20 protein-coding genes are annotated in these 15,709 nt (G+C 35.0%); 12 read left to right on the top strand and 8 right to left on the bottom strand.

All coding sequences use genetic code 11. From position 1 onward, the window contains the following. The first annotated feature begins 121 nt into the window (after window positions 1-121). From FNE73_RS05885 to FNE73_RS05875, 3 genes are all read left to right on the top strand, one after another. Window positions 122-1,450, top strand: a complete 1,329-nt coding sequence (locus tag FNE73_RS05885; protein WP_143883858.1) for a hydroxymethylglutaryl-CoA reductase, degradative — start codon at window positions 122-124, stop codon at window positions 1,448-1,450. Window positions 1,451-1,454: 4 nt separating this feature from the next. Beyond that, window positions 1,455-2,069 (top strand): hypothetical protein, encoded by a 615-nt coding sequence (locus tag FNE73_RS05880; protein ID WP_143883857.1) that lies wholly within the window; start codon window positions 1,455-1,457, stop codon window positions 2,067-2,069. 120 nt (window positions 2,070-2,189) lie between these two features. Continuing rightward, window positions 2,190-2,576, top strand: coding sequence for a DUF423 domain-containing protein (locus FNE73_RS05875; RefSeq protein WP_143883856.1), 387 nt, complete (start codon window positions 2,190-2,192; stop codon window positions 2,574-2,576). A gap of 86 nt (window positions 2,577-2,662) precedes the next feature. On the opposite strand, the gene FNE73_RS05870 is transcribed toward FNE73_RS05875, so the two are convergent. Beyond that, on the bottom strand, window positions 2,663-2,959 hold the full coding sequence (locus tag FNE73_RS05870; RefSeq protein WP_143883855.1) for an MGMT family protein: 297 nt from the start codon (window positions 2,957-2,959) through the stop codon (window positions 2,663-2,665). A 403-nt stretch (window positions 2,960-3,362) separates the two neighbouring features. Here FNE73_RS05870 and FNE73_RS05865 point away from each other — a divergent pair, with 403 nt between their 5' ends. From FNE73_RS05865 to FNE73_RS05850, 4 genes are all read left to right on the top strand, one after another. Continuing rightward, window positions 3,363-3,806 carry a 6-pyruvoyl trahydropterin synthase family protein gene (locus FNE73_RS05865; RefSeq protein ID WP_143883854.1) on the top strand — a complete coding sequence of 148 codons (444 nt, stop codon included), beginning with the start codon at window positions 3,363-3,365 and terminating at the stop codon, window positions 3,804-3,806. A 25-nt stretch (window positions 3,807-3,831) separates the two neighbouring features. Next, entirely contained in the window at window positions 3,832-4,608 is a 777-nt protein-coding gene (locus FNE73_RS05860; RefSeq protein WP_143883853.1) for a UDP-2,3-diacylglucosamine diphosphatase, read from the top strand. A 193-nt stretch (window positions 4,609-4,801) separates the two neighbouring features. Then, window positions 4,802-5,782 carry a LuxE/PaaK family acyltransferase gene (locus tag FNE73_RS05855; protein ID WP_143883852.1) on the top strand — a complete coding sequence of 327 codons (981 nt, stop codon included), beginning with the start codon at window positions 4,802-4,804 and terminating at the stop codon, window positions 5,780-5,782. A gap of 30 nt (window positions 5,783-5,812) precedes the next feature. Then, window positions 5,813-6,358, top strand: coding sequence for a hypothetical protein (locus tag FNE73_RS05850; protein ID WP_143883851.1), 546 nt, complete (start codon window positions 5,813-5,815; stop codon window positions 6,356-6,358). Between the two features lie 58 nt (window positions 6,359-6,416). Here FNE73_RS05850 and aqpZ read toward each other — a convergent pair whose 3' ends face one another. Further along, complete coding sequence (gene aqpZ, locus FNE73_RS05845; RefSeq protein WP_143883850.1) at window positions 6,417-7,136, bottom strand: aquaporin Z; 720 nt, start codon at window positions 7,134-7,136, stop codon at window positions 6,417-6,419. A 192-nt stretch (window positions 7,137-7,328) separates the two neighbouring features. Between aqpZ and FNE73_RS05840 the strand changes: the two genes are divergently transcribed. The 3 genes from FNE73_RS05840 to FNE73_RS05830 all read left to right on the top strand — a co-directional run bounded on the left by FNE73_RS05840 (window position 7,329) and on the right by FNE73_RS05830 (window position 10,098). Next, on the top strand, window positions 7,329-8,447 hold the full coding sequence (locus tag FNE73_RS05840; protein ID WP_143883849.1) for a T9SS type A sorting domain-containing protein: 1,119 nt from the start codon (window positions 7,329-7,331) through the stop codon (window positions 8,445-8,447). Window positions 8,448-8,560: 113 nt separating this feature from the next. After that, a complete protein-coding gene (locus FNE73_RS05835) occupies window positions 8,561-9,394 on the top strand; it encodes an IS5 family transposase (protein WP_228429891.1) in 834 nt (277 codons plus the stop codon). A gap of 86 nt (window positions 9,395-9,480) precedes the next feature. Continuing rightward, a complete protein-coding gene (locus FNE73_RS05830; protein WP_143883848.1) occupies window positions 9,481-10,098 on the top strand; it encodes a DUF5715 family protein in 618 nt (205 codons plus the stop codon). A 157-nt stretch (window positions 10,099-10,255) separates the two neighbouring features. Here the strand turns inward: FNE73_RS05830 and FNE73_RS05825 are convergent, their stop codons facing one another. The 3 genes from FNE73_RS05825 to FNE73_RS05815 form a co-directional block, all read right to left on the bottom strand. Continuing rightward, the gene (locus FNE73_RS05825) at window positions 10,256-11,020 is read right to left on the bottom strand and encodes an MBL fold metallo-hydrolase (RefSeq protein ID WP_143883847.1); all 765 of its coding nucleotides are present in this window, start codon (window positions 11,018-11,020) and stop codon (window positions 10,256-10,258) included. Window positions 11,021-11,218: 198 nt separating this feature from the next. Further along, complete coding sequence (locus FNE73_RS05820) at window positions 11,219-11,797, bottom strand: Crp/Fnr family transcriptional regulator (RefSeq protein ID WP_143883846.1); 579 nt, start codon at window positions 11,795-11,797, stop codon at window positions 11,219-11,221. 43 nt (window positions 11,798-11,840) lie between these two features. Beyond that, on the bottom strand, window positions 11,841-12,182 hold the full coding sequence (locus tag FNE73_RS05815) for a hypothetical protein (protein WP_143883845.1): 342 nt from the start codon (window positions 12,180-12,182) through the stop codon (window positions 11,841-11,843). Between the two features lie 187 nt (window positions 12,183-12,369). Between FNE73_RS05815 and FNE73_RS05810 the strand changes: the two genes are divergently transcribed. Beyond that, complete coding sequence (locus FNE73_RS05810; protein ID WP_143883844.1) at window positions 12,370-12,603, top strand: hypothetical protein; 234 nt, start codon at window positions 12,370-12,372, stop codon at window positions 12,601-12,603. A gap of 38 nt (window positions 12,604-12,641) precedes the next feature. Here FNE73_RS05810 and FNE73_RS05805 read toward each other — a convergent pair whose 3' ends face one another. The 3 genes from FNE73_RS05805 to FNE73_RS05795 all read right to left on the bottom strand — a co-directional run bounded on the left by FNE73_RS05805 (window position 12,642) and on the right by FNE73_RS05795 (window position 14,259). Continuing rightward, the gene (locus FNE73_RS05805) at window positions 12,642-13,061 is read right to left on the bottom strand and encodes a hypothetical protein (protein ID WP_143883843.1); all 420 of its coding nucleotides are present in this window, start codon (window positions 13,059-13,061) and stop codon (window positions 12,642-12,644) included. Window positions 13,062-13,295: 234 nt separating this feature from the next. Beyond that, a complete protein-coding gene (locus FNE73_RS05800) occupies window positions 13,296-13,829 on the bottom strand; it encodes a TetR/AcrR family transcriptional regulator (protein WP_143883842.1) in 534 nt (177 codons plus the stop codon). An 88-nt stretch (window positions 13,830-13,917) separates the two neighbouring features. Beyond that, entirely contained in the window at window positions 13,918-14,259 is a 342-nt protein-coding gene (locus tag FNE73_RS05795) for a winged helix-turn-helix transcriptional regulator (RefSeq protein WP_143883841.1), read from the bottom strand. Window positions 14,260-14,347: 88 nt separating this feature from the next. Here FNE73_RS05795 and FNE73_RS05790 point away from each other — a divergent pair, with 88 nt between their 5' ends. After that, window positions 14,348-15,421, top strand: a complete 1,074-nt coding sequence (locus FNE73_RS05790) for an alkene reductase (RefSeq protein WP_143883840.1) — start codon at window positions 14,348-14,350, stop codon at window positions 15,419-15,421. Window positions 15,422-15,709 lie beyond the last annotated feature (288 nt).

Here is a 15,709-nt window from a genome sequence, read left to right as displayed (position 1 = left end):
TTTTGATAGAAGTTATCAACGCTTTAAAGTGACAAATTAGTATATTTACACGTATCAATTTTATGTTATAAATTGCGGGAGCATTTACATATTACTTATTAAGAAAAAACAAAAACAACATATGAATCATAAACCCGTTGAAGGTTTTTCCAAATTAACGAAGCAGGGAAAAATCGACTGGCTCATAAACGAGTATCTCGAAGGAAACAAAGAATATCAAAATATATTAAACCAATACTGGAACGAAAATGCTGATTTGCAGAAGCTCCACGACGAGTTTTCCGAAAATACCATTTCCAATTTTTATATGCCTTACGGAATTGCTCCGAATTTCCTGATTGACGGAAAGCTGTTTGCACTTCCGATGGCAGTTGAGGAAAGCTCCGTTGTAGCAGCAGCCTCAAAAGCAGCAAAATTCTGGATTGATAAAGGTGGTTTTAAAACAACGATCATCAACAATGAAAAACTGGGACATACCCACTTTATTTTTGATGTGGAAGCTCATAAACTTCTTCATTTTTTCAATTTTAAACTAAAGAAAAAACTGCTGCAAGCAACAGAAGATATCACCGCAAATATGAAAAAACGCGGCGGCGGGATTCTGGACATTAAGTTGGTTGATAAAACCTCCGAAATGCCAAACTATTATCAGCTGAAAGCAAGTTTTGATACGGTGGATTCGATGGGAGCTAATTTCATCAATTCCTGTCTGGAGCAGTTTGGTAAAACATTGAAACAGGAAGTGGCGGTAAGCGAAGATTTTTCTCAGGAAGAAAAAAATTCTTTGCAAATTGTGATGAATATTCTGTCCAATTTCACTCCGGATTGTATTGTAAGAGCTGAAGTTTCCTGCAAAATTGAAGATCTGAAAGATGACAGCGGAATTTCTAATGAAGAATTTGCCTGGAAATTTAAACAGGCAGTTACAATTGCTGAAATTGAACCTTTCCGTGCAACAACTCACAATAAAGGAATTATGAATGGAGTAGATGCCGTTGTCATTGCTACCGGAAATGATTTCCGAGCAACTGAAGCTTGCGCACACGCATACGCAGCGAGAAACGGAAAATATTCATCTCTCACACATTGCACCATAGACAACGGAATTTTCAGATTCTGGATTGATCTTCCGATTTCTGTTGGTGTTGTTGGTGGTTTGACGAATCTTCATCCATTAGTAAAATTCTCTTTGGCGCTTCTTGGAAAACCTTCCGCACAGGAATTGATGAGTATTTTGGCAGTTTCCGGTTTGGCTCAGAATTTCGGAGCGTTACGTTCTTTGGTCACAACAGGAATTCAGAAAGGACATATGAAAATGCACCTTTTCAATATTCTGAATCAGTTTAACGCAACGGAAGAGGAAAAGCAATATTTTGTGACCTACTTTAAAGATAAAACGGTGAGTCATCACGAAGTGATTGCGGAATTGGAAAAGTTGAGAAGTAGATAATAACGTGAAAAGAATAATCATCATATTAGTTCCTGTTTTATTTAATTTTTCTTTTGCACAAAGTGATAAGGAAATATTGGATGTAAAAGGAGAAAGAGAAAAAATATACACTCAATTTCAGGAGAATAAATCGGAATTGTATAAAAAGTACATTCTTAAACACCCTGTTATATTCGAAAAACAAAGTAAAACTGAGAAAAAAGTACATGATTCCTTAGCGAGGTTAGATTACGGTAAGTACAAAAAAGAATTACAATTATGTAAAATAAAAAAAATAGAAGAACTGAAAAAATTGTTAAATACACTAAACAATCAGCATCCATTAATTGGAAAAAAAATGGCCTATTTGAAAGATTATCCAAACGAGGTTGAAAGAATAAATAAACTTAGAGATAGTGAAGATTTTTCTGGAATTGAATTTTTAGGAATTCCAAACGATCAAAGAGGTAGCTATGAAAATCTATCTGCCGGTAGAAATGAAATTAACCAGAATTTTCTTAGCTATTTTCAGTCACTTAAGTTAAAAGAGTTCAATGAAATTCCTTTGTCTGCAAAAATTTATTTTATTTTGGATACAGATGGATACTTAAAAAAAAATAAAACCAATATCTGGAGATGAGGAGTTTTCTTATCTGTCCGCTATAGTTTTATATGAAATGAATAAAAAATATTTTAATTACATTCTAATCACAGAACATATATTGCCAATAAAGACAAGTACAGAATAAAGAATTTAATAATGAAAACAATCACTTTAGTCTTCGGAGCTGTTTACGGAATGCTATCTGTCATTCTAGGAGCTTTCGGAGCACATGCTTTAAAAAAAATATTATCTGTGGAAAGACTGGAAAGTTTTGAAACAGGCGTAAGATACCAAATGTATGCTGCTTTTTTTTTATTAATTGTAGGCTACATTTTGAAATTTGAAACCAAAACCGAAAACTGGATTTCCTGGTTGATGATTTTCGGAACAATTCTTTTCTCTTTCAGTATTTACGGATTGAGCATGCAGGATTATTTTGGGATGAATATGAAATTTCTCGGACCGATCACTCCGCTTGGAGGATTATTGATGATTCTGAGCTGGATGTTGCTAATTTTCTATTTTGTTAAAATGAAAATGTAATATTTTCAAGATAAATGAAGAATTTATGTGTTTCGGCGCGGCGGCAAAGCCGCCGCGCCGAAATTTTAGTCAAAGATCAAATTTAATTATATTTCTTCCATAGGATTCCAGAAAATATTTTTAAAATTCTTGATTTTTAAATTTTCCACTTCTATACCTTCTTTTTCCAATCTTGTTTGAAACTCAGGAACCGACAGTAAACCTGATGATGAAATGACCCGATGTGCCGGAACATCATCAGGGCATCCTCCCATTGCTTTTCCTACATGACGGGAGTGATTTGGAAAACCAACAGCTTTTGCAATAGCGCCGTAGCTTGTTACTCTGCCTTTCGGAACCAGTTTAGTAATTTGCCATACCTGTTTTTTAAATATTTCGTTCATGATATTTATAGCATAATTTTTGGATAATTTTTATTCTAAGCAGCTATTCCGGCAATCAGACAATTTTGAATATTGTTTTCATTAAATGACTCTTTCAGAAATTTAATTATAAATTAAAGATATGAAATAAGCGTGATTTAAGATACATATACGGATGAAGATAGTTTTTTAAATAGAATAAAATTTACTTATGAAGAAATCAGTTTTTAAAGTTTTAAATAAGATTAACAAAGCTATTCTGCCAAAACTAAGTGATAAGGATCCGGCCAAGCTAACCAAAATCCAGAAAGGAATATTGGCTTACCGCTACTTTGTATTGGTAAATTCATTAGACTGACTTAACGAGAAGTTTTTGTTAATTTATAGAGTATAAAAGCAAAATACAATTGCGTATCTTTGCAGCATGATACGTATTACAAAAATTTTTACATTCGAAACTGCTCATGTTTTATATAATTATGATGGTAAATGTAAAAATATGCATGGACATTCTTACAAACTTTTCGTAACGGTAAAAGGAAGACCAATTAATGATCTTGATCATCCTAAAAATGGAATGGTGGTAGATTTTGGAGATATAAAAACGATTGTAAAGTCTGAAATTGTAGATGTTTGGGATCATGCTGTACTCATCAACGGGTTGTCTCCTCATAAGCAATTGGGTGAGGATCTCGAAGAAAAAGGGCATAAAGTAATTTATTGCACCTTTCAGCCAACCTGCGAAAATATGTTGTATGCTATTGCAGCCAAAATAAAATCTAAACTTCCGGAAGGAATTTCTCTTGCCTATCTTAAACTTCACGAAACCGAGAACTCCTACGGAGAATGGTTTGCTGAGGATAATTAATACGAAAGATTTAAAACGTTAAGTCGTGCTTAAAACAACCATTCATTTAGAGCCCGGAAAAAAAGTATATTTTGCTTCTGACCAGCATTTTGGAGCTCCTAATCCTAAAGAAAGTAAAATTCGCGAAGAAAAGTTTATCCGTTGGATGAATGAAATTAAAGAAGATGCTCAGGTTTTATTTCTTATGGGCGACCTGTTTGATTTCTGGCATGAATGGAATCACGTGATTCCTAAAGGTTATGTACGTGTTTTAGGAAAGATTGCTGAATTGAAGGATAGCGGAATCCAGATTTATTTTTTTGTCGGAAATCATGATTTGTGGATGAAAGATTATCTTGAAGATGAGATTGGCTGTACTGTTTTCTACAAAAAACAGTATTTTGAAATGGGAGGAAAGCAGTTTCTCCTGGCTCACGGAGACGGTTTGGGACCGGGAGATAAAGGTTATAAAAGGATGAAAAAGGTGTTTACCAATCCTGTTGCTCAGTGGTTTTTCAGGTGGCTGCATCCGGATATTGCAATGAAAATTGCTTTGTATCTGTCTCAGAAAAACAAAATGATTTCGGGAGACGAAGACAAAGAGTTTTTAGGAGAGGATAAAGAGTTTTTAATTATCTACTCTAAAAAGAAACTGGAGAAGGAAAATATAGATTATTTTATCTATGGTCACCGTCATTTACCTATGGTTTTAGAATTGGAAAAGAATTCAAAATACATTAATTTGGGTGACTGGATATCTTATTTCACCTACGGAGTTTTTGAAAATGAATTTGAACTGAAAACTTTTGGAGCTGTAAAATAAAAAATTACCCCTAAAAGAGGTAATTCTCAATAAAGGCTATAAACCCCTTATTATTAATCCATATTCTGGTACGAATATACACAAAATATTAAACCAAATTTTTATTTACTTCTTAAAGTGTGAATTATTTTTGATTGTAAGATATAATTGCCTCAAAATGAGTAATTAAATTTATATAAAGCAGTGAATTAAGTTGAAAAATATATTTAATATAAAGAACGAACAGGATTTTTTGGAAGCTTCGTTGTCAGCGTTTACATTTCAGTATCATCATGTAGAGGTGTACAGGAAATTTGTAGATTATCTCAATATCAATCCTGAGAGTGTTGATTCCTTAGACAAAATTCCGTTTCTGCCGATAGAGATGTTTAAGAATCATAAAGTTCTCAACAAAAATATTTCTTCAGATCTGTATTTCCAGAGCTCAGGAACTACGATGATGAATCTTTCTAAGCATTATATTGCTGATGAGAGTATTTATCAGGAAAGTATTGTAAGGAGCTTTGAGCAATTTGTTGGCAAGCCGGAAGATTTTATTTTTCTCGGACTTTTGCCCAGCTATCTTGAACGCAAAAATTCATCTCTCATTTATATGGTAGACTATCTGATGAAGAAATCTGGTGAAAAAGAGAACGGATATTTTTTGTACAATCATGAAGACTTGCTTCATCTCTTGAATCTTCTGAAAGGTAAAAAAGTAATTCTTTTCGGGGTTTCTTTTGCACTTCTGGATTTTTTAGATTATTGTCTGCAAAGCACTCAGAACCTTGAGCATTCTGATATACTTACTGTAATTGAAACAGGAGGGATGAAAGGAAGAAAGGAAGAAATGACAAAAGATGAATTACTGAAAATTCTGCAAAATGGTTTTGGAACCGATAAAATTTTTTCAGAATATTCTATGACCGAATTACTTTCTCAGGCATATTCTTTAGGAAATAATGAATACCAGTGTCCGGGCTGGATGAAAATTTTAATCAGAAACACCGAAGATCCTTTCAGTTATGAAAAGGAGGGGAGAACAGGAGCAATTAATATTATTGATTTGGCAAATATTCATTCCTGCTCATTTATTGCAACTCAGGATTTGGGTAAAATAGAGAAATATAAATTTCAGGTATTGGGAAGGATTGATCATTCCGATATTCGCGGTTGCAGTCTGCTTGTAAGTTGATGACAATTGGTTTATTATATAAATTAAATCGTGTTAAAAATAGAAGAACTCGTTCATGCATTCATTCATTCTCAATGCGATTTTGAGAAAGAAATTGTTCTTACCAACCATTTTCAGGCAGATTGGGAAGCAGATATTCTAATAATAAATTCTGAGGGTTTTAGTCACGAAATAGAAATAAAACTTTCTAAAAGTGATTTTAAAAATGATTTTAAAAAATCGTACACCAATAATTCTACAGGAGAAAAATATCTGAAACATGACAAGATATGCTGCGGTGATTATATCTGCAACACATTCAGTTTTCTGCTTCCGATGGGAATGATAGAACACTCTTCAATACCTTCACATTGCGGAATTATTGAATTTTACCACAATGTAGATTCCTGGGAAACTGAATTTTATGAAATCCGCAAACCCCCGAGAGTGCATAATGATTCTTACTGGAAACTTACAGATAAGGATTTGTTCATCAGAAAAATGGCACTCAATCTTCTTTATCGTAAAATGGAAATTAAAGGAAAGCACGAAGAACTTATTTTTAAAAATCCATTTGATTTAAAAAATAAAAAATAAAAAAAATCCTGCCTCAATAAAAAATGAAGCAGGATTTATCTTATAAAAAGCCGCTGATCTATGATACTTTATGTTCAGGCTTTTCAATCAGTAAATTGTAAGTGAAAGCAGCAACAATACCGCCTAAAACCGGAGCAACAATAAATAGCCAAAGCTGCGAAAGTGCTTCTCCACCTGCAAAAATAGCAGGACCGATACTTCTTGCAGGATTTACAGACACTCCTGTTATTTTTATTCCTACAATATGAATAAGGACTAAAGAAAAACCAATTGCTAAACCGGCAAATCCGCCATTGATATTTTTCGTTGAGGTTGATCCTAAAATAACCATCAAAAAGATAAAAGTAAACACAAACTCTGCAACAAATGCAGCAGTCATATTGTAAGCATCCAGATAACCGGTTCCCCAACCGTTAGAACCCAATGCCCATTCTCCTATTACAGCACCGGGATGATTGGTGAAAATTATGTAAAGAATTCCTGCACCTATTATCGCACCTACGATTTGTGCAACAATATAAAGGATCGCTTCATCCAGTCTCATTCTTCCGGCGGCAACCATTGCTATTGAAATTGCAGGATTGATATGACATCCTGAAATATGTCCGATTGCGTATGCCATTGCAATTACACTCAGACCGAATGCAAAAGAAATTCCCAGAAGTCCGACTCCTGTTGTGCCATCTGCACCGGCAATTACTGCGCTTCCGCAGCCCATGAGAACAAGTACCATTGTGCCAATCATTTCGGCAGCAAATTTTGATGTTTTTGAAATCATTTTAATGTTTTTTAAATTATTAAATGCTAATGTACAAAAAAATTAATTATTCAATTAATTAGATTATTTGGTGGTTTTTAATAAATAATATGATGTTGATTTTAAATTATTGACAAAAAAATAACTATATTTAGACGTGTTTTCATTTTTCAAGTACAATATCATGTATAATAATTCTAAAAATAATTAATTATGAGTTTAAAATCTACTTTTTTCAAAATGCTGTTTTTTCTTACAGGAATATTTATTTCTGCTCAAAACAGTATTCTTTTGGTGTCTTCTGCTACAGGAGCTAAGAAAATTCTCCGTTTGAGTTCGTCAGACGGTTCAGTCATCAATGCGAACTTTATTGATATGACGGCACAAAATCCCGGAACGGTAAAAGGTATTGCTCAGGTAAATGATAGGATATGGGTTACAGATCAAACGGGTGATAAAATTTACATCTACGATTTATCCGGAGCTTATGTGTCTACAATCTCTTCAGGATTAGATAATTTACGCGGCATTAATGTCGTTAATAATGAGGTTTGGGTTACCAATGCGGGAAGTGCAAATGGTGCAACCGCAAACTCAATCGTCCGCTTCAGTTTAACAGGAACTCTTTTAGGAACTTATCCGGCTCCGAATACATCAATATTTGATGTTCTGGATAACAATAACGGGACGGTATATGTTTCGGGTTTAGACATCAATGGCATTCAGAAAATTAACTATTCAGGAGTTTCACAGGGAAATCTTGTTCCTTCGGGAGTTTTTCAGAATTTACAGCAAATAAATTTTACATCCAATGGAAATATTATTGCAGCGGTTTTCCAAAATAATTCCACCTCCGGAAATAATGCCGGAGTATATGTAATTTCATCAGCAAACGGAAGTATTCTGAATTATTATCCGGTAAGTAGTGGGAACCTTAGAGGTGTTATTCAGGCTGACAACGGAAATATTCTTTATACTACAGGAAGCGCATTATTTTCTATTAATACAGCAACTGGCGTTCAGACACAATTGGTTACTGGTCAGTTTCAGTATCTTACAAAAGCCACATTGCCCAATCTATCAGTGAATGATGTGCAGAAAGATTTTGCTAAATTTTTTCCAAATCCGGCAACCGATTTTATCATTATTAAAAGTGACAGTCCTTTACAGCAGATACATATTTTTGCGTCAGACGGAAGATTAGTAAGAAAACAAGCGGTAAATAATGAGACAAAATACAGGCTGAATATATCAGACTTATCCACAGGAAATTATTATCTCCAGATAGAATCAGAATCCAAAATGATGAGACATCAGTTCATCAAAAAATAGTTTCTGGTAAAAATTCAATCTTACAGGCTTTATATAATTAAAGCCTGTTTTTATGAGAGCTATAATGTATAAATGCTGAACTTGTTTAAAGTAAAAGAAAGAATGAAAACTTTATGAAAAAGTTGTTTCATTCTTTCAAAAAAAAGTTTGTTAAGCAAAGATATTATAAAAAAGAGATTTGTCCGTATTTATCATTAGGAGAAAAGAAAAATAACTCCAAAGTATTGTTGGAAGATGTTGTAAGAGCTATTCTATATCGTCTTAAAACAGGCTGTCAATGGCGGGAACTTCCTATGAAACAGTTTTTTGAAGTAGAATATAGCTGGAACAGTGTTTACCAGCATTTTGCAAGATGGAGTAAAAATGGAAGCTGGGAAATGATCAAACAAAGACTCTTAGAAAAGTACAAAACACTTTTGGACATGAGCTGTATTCAGTTGGACGGATCCCATACAATATCAAAAAGAGGAGGTGAGAATGTTGGCTGTCAGGGAAGAAAAAAAGCAAAGACGAGCAATATGCTTTTTATTTGTGATAATAATGGTCTTCCTTTAAGCTGTTCGGAAGTTACTTCCGGAAACCATCATGATGTTTTTGAAATCGAACAACAATTGCATATGATGTTGAAAGACATAAAGAAATCCGAAATTAGGACAGATTACCTTTTTCTAAATGCTGACGCAGGCTTTGATGCTTGGGAATTGAGAAACTTTTGTATAAAAAATGATCTGTTTGCCAATATTGATTTCAATAAAAGAAACGGCAATATCTCAGATAGAGAAGAAATTTTTGATAAAGAACTTTACAAAAGAAGATTCGTCATTGAGCGAATGAATGCATGGATAGACGGATTCAAAGCACTATTAATAAGATATGAGACTAAGGAAAAACATTGGAGAGACTTACACTTGTTAGCTTTTGTCTGCATTCTAATTAGGAAACTTTAAACAACTTCGCTAAAAAATATTAACTGAAAATTTGTTATATTTGAAAAGTTTACAGATTAAATGAAGTTTAAGTTGAAATTATTTTAATGAAAAAGCTGCTGTATTTTTTTCTTTTTTTATTAGGTCATGTTTTTTATTCTCAGTCATCACAGAAGATTAGTCCGTGCTACGATTTGAAAGAGGTGTTGAAAGTTCAGCCAACTTTTCTTTATCAGCCTCATCTGGACGCTTCAAGAAGTTTTAATGTGAAAATCCTGGAAACTACAGCTCACGTTCAGAGATATATCAATAAAGGTAAATTCCATACTGTTAAAAAAAGTGGTAAAGGTTTCAGAGTGCAAAAACTGGATTACAGTAGAGCATATTTGGTCTCAAAAGCGAAAATTACATTAGAAAACATCGGAGCAAAATTCAGCAAAGAGACCAAAGGTCAGACTTTTACCGTTTCGTCACTCACAAGAACGCTTGAGGATCAATGCAGATTGCGAAAAGTCAACAGCAATGCGTCGTTAGGCATCAGTTCCCATAATTATGGAAATTCTTTCGATATTTCTTATGTGAGATTTAATAATGTTCTTCGAACCAATCCTAAACTGGAAGCGGCATTAGAAAAAGTCTTAAAGCATTACGCCAATCTGGGGCGTATCTATTACATTAAAGAAAGGCAGCAAAGCTGTTTTCATATTACCGTAAGAAATTACTGATTAGATGAGGAGTATTTGATATTCTACAATTATCTTCAAGTATAAATAATTAAGACAGAAGTAAGCTGACTGAAAAGGTTACTATATTTATATGTTGCGGATAATCAATTTTCAGCCGTTAATTTGGAAATTATCAAGGGAAAGGCATTACAAAACACTACAAAACCACACTTTCTCCATCTTCCGGAACAAAAACTTTTTCCAGCAACTGATGATTTTTAAGTTCATTGCGAAGTTGAATTCTCGTGGTTGGGCAATGATTCAGCGCTTCCAAATGATTGGCAAAAACTTTTCCGGGCGCATTTTTGATGAATTTTAGAATGTCATCCATTGTCATCAAAAGCGGTTTTCCAAAATCCAGTTGAGCGCTTCCGCACGCCAAAACCGAAATATCGGGTTTCAGTTCTCGCAACACCCGATCTACGTGCTGCGTATAGACTGTATCTGCACTGATGTATATGGATTTTTCATTGGGAAGTTCCACATAGAAACCCATCACATTTCCCATTGGTTTTGCAATAAATCCGTAACCGTGAATGGCAGGAATTCCGATGATTTTTCCGCCCAAAAAATCGTATTCTTTCCAAAAATCAATACTTTTAGCAATGTTTAGTCCTCTTTTTCGGAGTGTTTTTTCATCATTTTTAGAACAGATAACAGGAATGTTTTTCTCTTTCAGAAACGCTTCTGCATCTTTGTCCAAATGATCGGGATGCAAATGCGTAATCAAACAATGCGTCACTTTTTCTAAAACGAAATCGCTGTTGGAAGGTAAATCCACCAAAGGATTTTTTCTTGGTTTGAAACGGAAAAGCGTAAAAGGCAAACCCGAACCTTTTTTGCCCAACATAGGATCGACTAAAATAAATTTTTCTTGTGTTTCTATAACCAAAGTGGCGTTACGAAGATGATGTAGTTTCATTTTTTTTAAATTTTAAATTTTTGCAAAGATGAAACGACGGAGCGATGCAAGTCATTGATTGGAATCAAGAAATTTCTTTTATTCGAGTTTTTTTGCGTGAGGGATTGCAGTGGAAATCTTTTTTGTGAGGAACGAACAAAAAAATTGGAACGAAAAGCCCGACCTGACTGAAGAATGAAGGAAGGGCACGCCCAAATTTTAAAAAATCCGTTTCCGAATTCTGCTCAACGTTTCGGGCGTTATTCCCAGATACGAAGCAATGTGATACTGCGGAATCCGTTGCAGCCAATTCGGTTTATCTTGTAGCAAAAGTTTATAGTTTTCTTCGGCGGTATTGATGAACTGGGCAAATTCATCTTGTTCTTTTTTCTCAATAATCCGCTGAAAAATTTCGTCCACAAAGAGTTTTCCGCAACTGTATTCCTTTAAAAAATGAAGGAATTTTTCTTTGGATAAGGTTCTGATTTGTACATCGGTAACGCATTCCTGATTTTTGCGGGTCGGTTTTTCGGAAACAAAGGAATAGAAATCGGTTACAAATTCGCCAGTAAGAAAAAAATCAATGTTTTTCTCCTTTCCGTTGTTGGCATAAAATTCCCGAATAATTCCGCTGTCCAAAAAACGAAGTTCTTTTTCTGTTTCCCCAAAATGTAAAATCGGCTGGTTTTTCTTATAATTTTTGGTTTCGAAAGAATTCACAAAAAGCTCCAAACCTTCTTTATTAAAAGGAAATTCGGTAATGAAAAACTGGTACAGTTGGTCGTTTTCGGGCTTCATCTTGTGGGCAAAATTAAGCAAAAAACAACCCCGAAAGCAACGTTTAGCGATTGTCCACCAAAACTTTTTTCAAATCGCCTTTTTCTTGCATCAGCAATACCAAAACGTAGGGAGCAAAAAAAACAATCCCTAAAATCATTGCTGCCAATCCTATTACAATAGATTTTCCTGAGAAATGATTGCGCCACATCACCCAAAGTCCAGAAAGTGTGAGATAACTCATAAAATCCAGATTAAACTGTCCGCTCCAATTAACGGATTTCACATTGCTGAAAAACACCGAAAACAAATCAGCGCCTTCTTTTTGAAACACCAAAATGGTATACACCAAAACAGCCAAAGCTTGTACAGCCAAAAGAACTTTTAGAAAATTAGAATTGTTCATTTTTTTTATTTTTTTTTTTTTGAGTTAATTAAATTTCCGACACATTATTTTAATACGCTTTTGAGGCGAAAAATCGTCAAGAAAAGCGTTGAAAGTTTATTTTTTTACATTGAAGTTGTTTAAGGTGAATTAAATTCAAAATTCACTTTGCTGTAAACTCCTTCGGAGTTTTATCTGTGTAGAATTCATGTTCAAAACCATTCTGCGTTCCGTAGGAACGCTATCTATAAGTATTGAATTTGGATATTTTTATTGCAATCCTACGGATTGCGCTTGGTCTAATTGCTATTATCTCTACACAGATTCTGCTCCTAAAGGAGCACTTATGATTTTTTGCAACGATTTTTTTACTTTAGACAAGCTTATTTTCGGGAAAAAACCTGTGAAAATCAGAGTTTTAAATGTGCAAAAATCTGCGTGAACACTTTTTTGCAGAAAATCAAATCTATGAATACCTTTTCAAGCTTTTGCAGCTTTCCAGAGCGGCCCAACTGCAATCAGCAACACCAAAATATTAATAAACGCATTACTCGTATTTCCCGATGCTACAGAACCCGCACTATCCAAGAAAAACCACGCCAAAAGTCCCGCTAAAACTGCTTTTCTTACTTCATTTGGCGCTTTATCGTAGACCCATTTTTGCAAAAACCAGATGCAAACACCCCAACCAAACAAAAATCCGCCCGTTAAAGCACTCAAAAATCGGGTGGTTGGTGCTTCGTAATTCTGCAATCCGTCCAGCGGAAGACTCAGCAAATCCAAAGACCAGCGTGCCGGTTCCGAAGTTGGCAACATTGTTCCCAAAAAGAAAATCGGACCAAAAGAACCCACGACAATTGCGGTAATTTTCAGGTAAAACTTGTGAAATTCTTGTGTCATTATCTAAATTTTTTGCAAAATTAGTCCTACAAAAGTTCAGATTGTAGACGCTTGCGTACAAAATGATAGATTAATTTTTTTGGGCGCCTTTTTCCGCCCTCTGTTCCCGCTTTTTTGTAAATCCCCCAAAGCTTTTGCCATTCCGGAATTTACAAAAAGAGCTCCACTCAGGTCGGGGCGCAACAGCAACAAAGTTTAGTACCTTGGGTATAAAACAGGAGATTATTGAAAATGTCACTCAAAATTTTTAGCAATTCTTTTCAAATTTTCAAAATAATGCGAAATCCATTCAAAACTAATATTCTCGGGGTTTATTTGAAGGAAAAAATTTTCCAAAGCCAGTTCAAAAATACTTTCCAACTGCTTTACCGAAAGTTTCAGTTGCAAATCGTTTGCCCAGACTTTTATAAATTCATTTCCTATAATTTGGTTCGATTTTTCCAGCGTTTCCCGAAATTCTTTTTTCTGTTGATTAAACCGAAGTTGGCGGTTAAAAAGTAAATCGGTTTTATGTTCCACCAAAATTTCTATCAACTCAGGTTGTATAGTTTGAGCCAATTTCTCTTTTTCGGCAATAATCTTAGATTGTTCCAAATGATAATTCAGGAGTTCTTCTACAAAGAGTTGCATATTCGCAAAATGATGATAAAAGGAAGACTTGCTAATCCCGATTTTTTTGGCAAGCGTTTCTATTTTCAAGGCATTTTCGCCCTGCAACGCCAATATTTCGTAGCCAGAGGTTATCCAAATGGATTTTGTTTGGGTCATTTTTTACTAGGTGTAATTCTTTTTTATAACTTATTCCTGATGATCTTCTGCGTGCATCGGAGAAAAATTCTGCGAAAATCTGTGGAAATTATTGCTCCCCAATCACTTTCTTTCGGTGTTCCAATCCCCATTCGATGATTTGATAAATCAGTTGTTTGATGGACGCTCCGTGATCCGTCATTCGGTATTCCACGGCAATCGGCGATTCTTGGATAACGACTCTTTCTATCATTTTCAGGTCTTCCAAATGGCGTAATTCTTTGGTTAAAGTAGAAGAAGTAATGTTTTTTAAATCCAATTTCAATTCGTTAAACCGTTTCGATCCATCGCAGAGTTTTGCCAAAATCAATCCACGCCATTTTCCACCAATAATTTCCAATACATCGGCAACTACTAATGCGCCTTGTTCTTTTGAAGTGACTTTCAGCATAGGTATCTTTTTATATACTTGTATTTTTTTACTACTAGGTAGCAAATATATACTTAATATTTATCTTTGCAAAAAAAATAAGACAATTATGAGCATTTTATTGAATCCTTTTTCGAAAGGAAACTTTACCCTAAAAAATCATATCGTAATGGCTCCAATGACCAGAAGCAGAGCCATTGATAATATTCCCAACGATTTGATGGCAACCTATTACGCCCAAAGAAGCGGCGCCGGACTCATCATCACCGAAGGAACGTCGCCATCGGCAAATGGTTTGGGTTACAGCAGAATCCCCGGAATTTTTAGCCCAGAACAAATAGAAGGTTGGAAGAAAACAACCGCTGCCGTTCACGAAAACAATAGCAAAATTTTTGTACAACTGATGCACACCGGTCGTGTTGCCCACGATATTAATTTGCCAAAAGGCGGAAAAGTCATTGGCGTTTCCGACATTAAAGCAGCAGGAGAAATGTATTCTGATGGTGTAGGAATGAAAGAACATTCGCAACCAGTAACTTTAACCACGGATGAAGTGTATGAGTTGATGAACGAATACGTTTCGGCGGCGAAAAACGCTGTGGAAGCGGGTTTTGACGGGGTGGAACTGCACGCTGCAAACGGTTATTTGTTGGAGCAATTCCTGAATCCGAACGTAAACAACCGAACCGATGAATTTGGCGGAAGCATTGAAAATAGAGTGAAATTTCTAATTGAAACCGCTCAAAAAACGGCAGATGCCATCGGAAAAGAAAAGGTAGGATTACGAATTTCGCCGTTTTCTACGTTCAACGATATGCAGCCGTACAGCGAAGAAGAAGTGAACGCAACCTACACCTATTTGGCAGCAGAACTGAACAAAATTGGGATTGCGTATTTGCATTTGAGTTATAATCCGCAAGTTTCGGAAACATTGATGAAGGGTTTAAAAGAAAATTTCGATGGTGTGATGATTCTTTGCAACGGACTTACTGCTGAAACTGCTGAAACGGCTTTGCAACAAGGTTTTGCAGATTTAGTAGCGTTTGGAAGAAATTACATCGCTAATCCAGATTTTGATCAGCGTTTGGCAAAAGACACTCCGCTGAACGAAGTAGATTACAATACGTTGTACGCACCGGGAGCGGAAGGTTTTACGGATTATCCTTTTTTGAATAACAATTAAAATGTAATGAACAGGTCGCTCCTACGGAGCTGAACTTGCGGTATGAATGAAAGTTCTATTAACAGTTTGCTCCTACGGAGCTAAATAAATGGAAAATACGGGAGGATGTAGTTTGTTTATCAAATTGAAAATTACACAATCAAATGTATTGTAAAAATCCCGTAGGGATTTACTGTTATTAGAAAAGATGAATTCGTTAAAAGCGAAGCTCCGTAGGAGCGACCTGTAAAGAACGATAAGCAAACATTAATTAAAAATAGTTCTAAAAAAATCCCGAAGGGATTTACT

It is taken from the genome of Chryseobacterium binzhouense (genome assembly GCF_007474545.1).
GTDB classification, from domain to species: domain Bacteria; phylum Bacteroidota; class Bacteroidia; order Flavobacteriales; family Weeksellaceae; genus Chryseobacterium; species Chryseobacterium binzhouense.
The sequence above is the reverse complement of the archived record's forward strand: the minus strand, read 5'-3'. Positions and strand labels throughout refer to the sequence as shown.

Bases quoted from the DNA above. Each gene is read 5' to 3' on its own strand.
- FNE73_RS05790 (WP_143883840.1), top strand. From the start codon at position 14,348: ATGAGCATTTTATTGAATCCTTTTTCGAAAGGAAACTTTACCCTAAAA.
- aqpZ (WP_143883850.1), bottom strand. From the start codon at position 7,136: ATGATTTCAAAAACATCAAAATTTGCTGCCGAAATGATTGGCACAATG.
- FNE73_RS05805 (WP_143883843.1), bottom strand. From the start codon at position 13,061: ATGACACAAGAATTTCACAAGTTTTACCTGAAAATTACCGCAATTGTC.
- FNE73_RS05795 (WP_143883841.1), bottom strand. From the start codon at position 14,259: ATGCTGAAAGTCACTTCAAAAGAACAAGGCGCATTAGTAGTTGCCGAT.
- FNE73_RS05870 (WP_143883855.1), bottom strand. From the start codon at position 2,959: ATGAACGAAATATTTAAAAAACAGGTATGGCAAATTACTAAACTGGTT.
- FNE73_RS05820 (WP_143883846.1), bottom strand. From the start codon at position 11,797: ATGAAGCCCGAAAACGACCAACTGTACCAGTTTTTCATTACCGAATTT.
- FNE73_RS05815 (WP_143883845.1), bottom strand. From the start codon at position 12,182: ATGAACAATTCTAATTTTCTAAAAGTTCTTTTGGCTGTACAAGCTTTG.
- FNE73_RS05865 (WP_143883854.1), top strand. From the start codon at position 3,363: ATGATACGTATTACAAAAATTTTTACATTCGAAACTGCTCATGTTTTA.
- FNE73_RS05885 (WP_143883858.1), top strand. From the start codon at position 122: ATGAATCATAAACCCGTTGAAGGTTTTTCCAAATTAACGAAGCAGGGA.
- FNE73_RS05830 (WP_143883848.1), top strand. From the start codon at position 9,481: ATGAAAAAGCTGCTGTATTTTTTTCTTTTTTTATTAGGTCATGTTTTT.
- FNE73_RS05825 (WP_143883847.1), bottom strand. From the start codon at position 11,020: ATGAAACTACATCATCTTCGTAACGCCACTTTGGTTATAGAAACACAA.
- FNE73_RS05800 (WP_143883842.1), bottom strand. From the start codon at position 13,829: ATGACCCAAACAAAATCCATTTGGATAACCTCTGGCTACGAAATATTG.
- FNE73_RS05835 (WP_228429891.1), top strand. From the start codon at position 8,561: ATGAAAAAGTTGTTTCATTCTTTCAAAAAAAAGTTTGTTAAGCAAAGA.
- FNE73_RS05840 (WP_143883849.1), top strand. From the start codon at position 7,329: ATGAGTTTAAAATCTACTTTTTTCAAAATGCTGTTTTTTCTTACAGGA.
- FNE73_RS05810 (WP_143883844.1), top strand. From the start codon at position 12,370: ATGTTCAAAACCATTCTGCGTTCCGTAGGAACGCTATCTATAAGTATT.
- FNE73_RS05875 (WP_143883856.1), top strand. From the start codon at position 2,190: ATGAAAACAATCACTTTAGTCTTCGGAGCTGTTTACGGAATGCTATCT.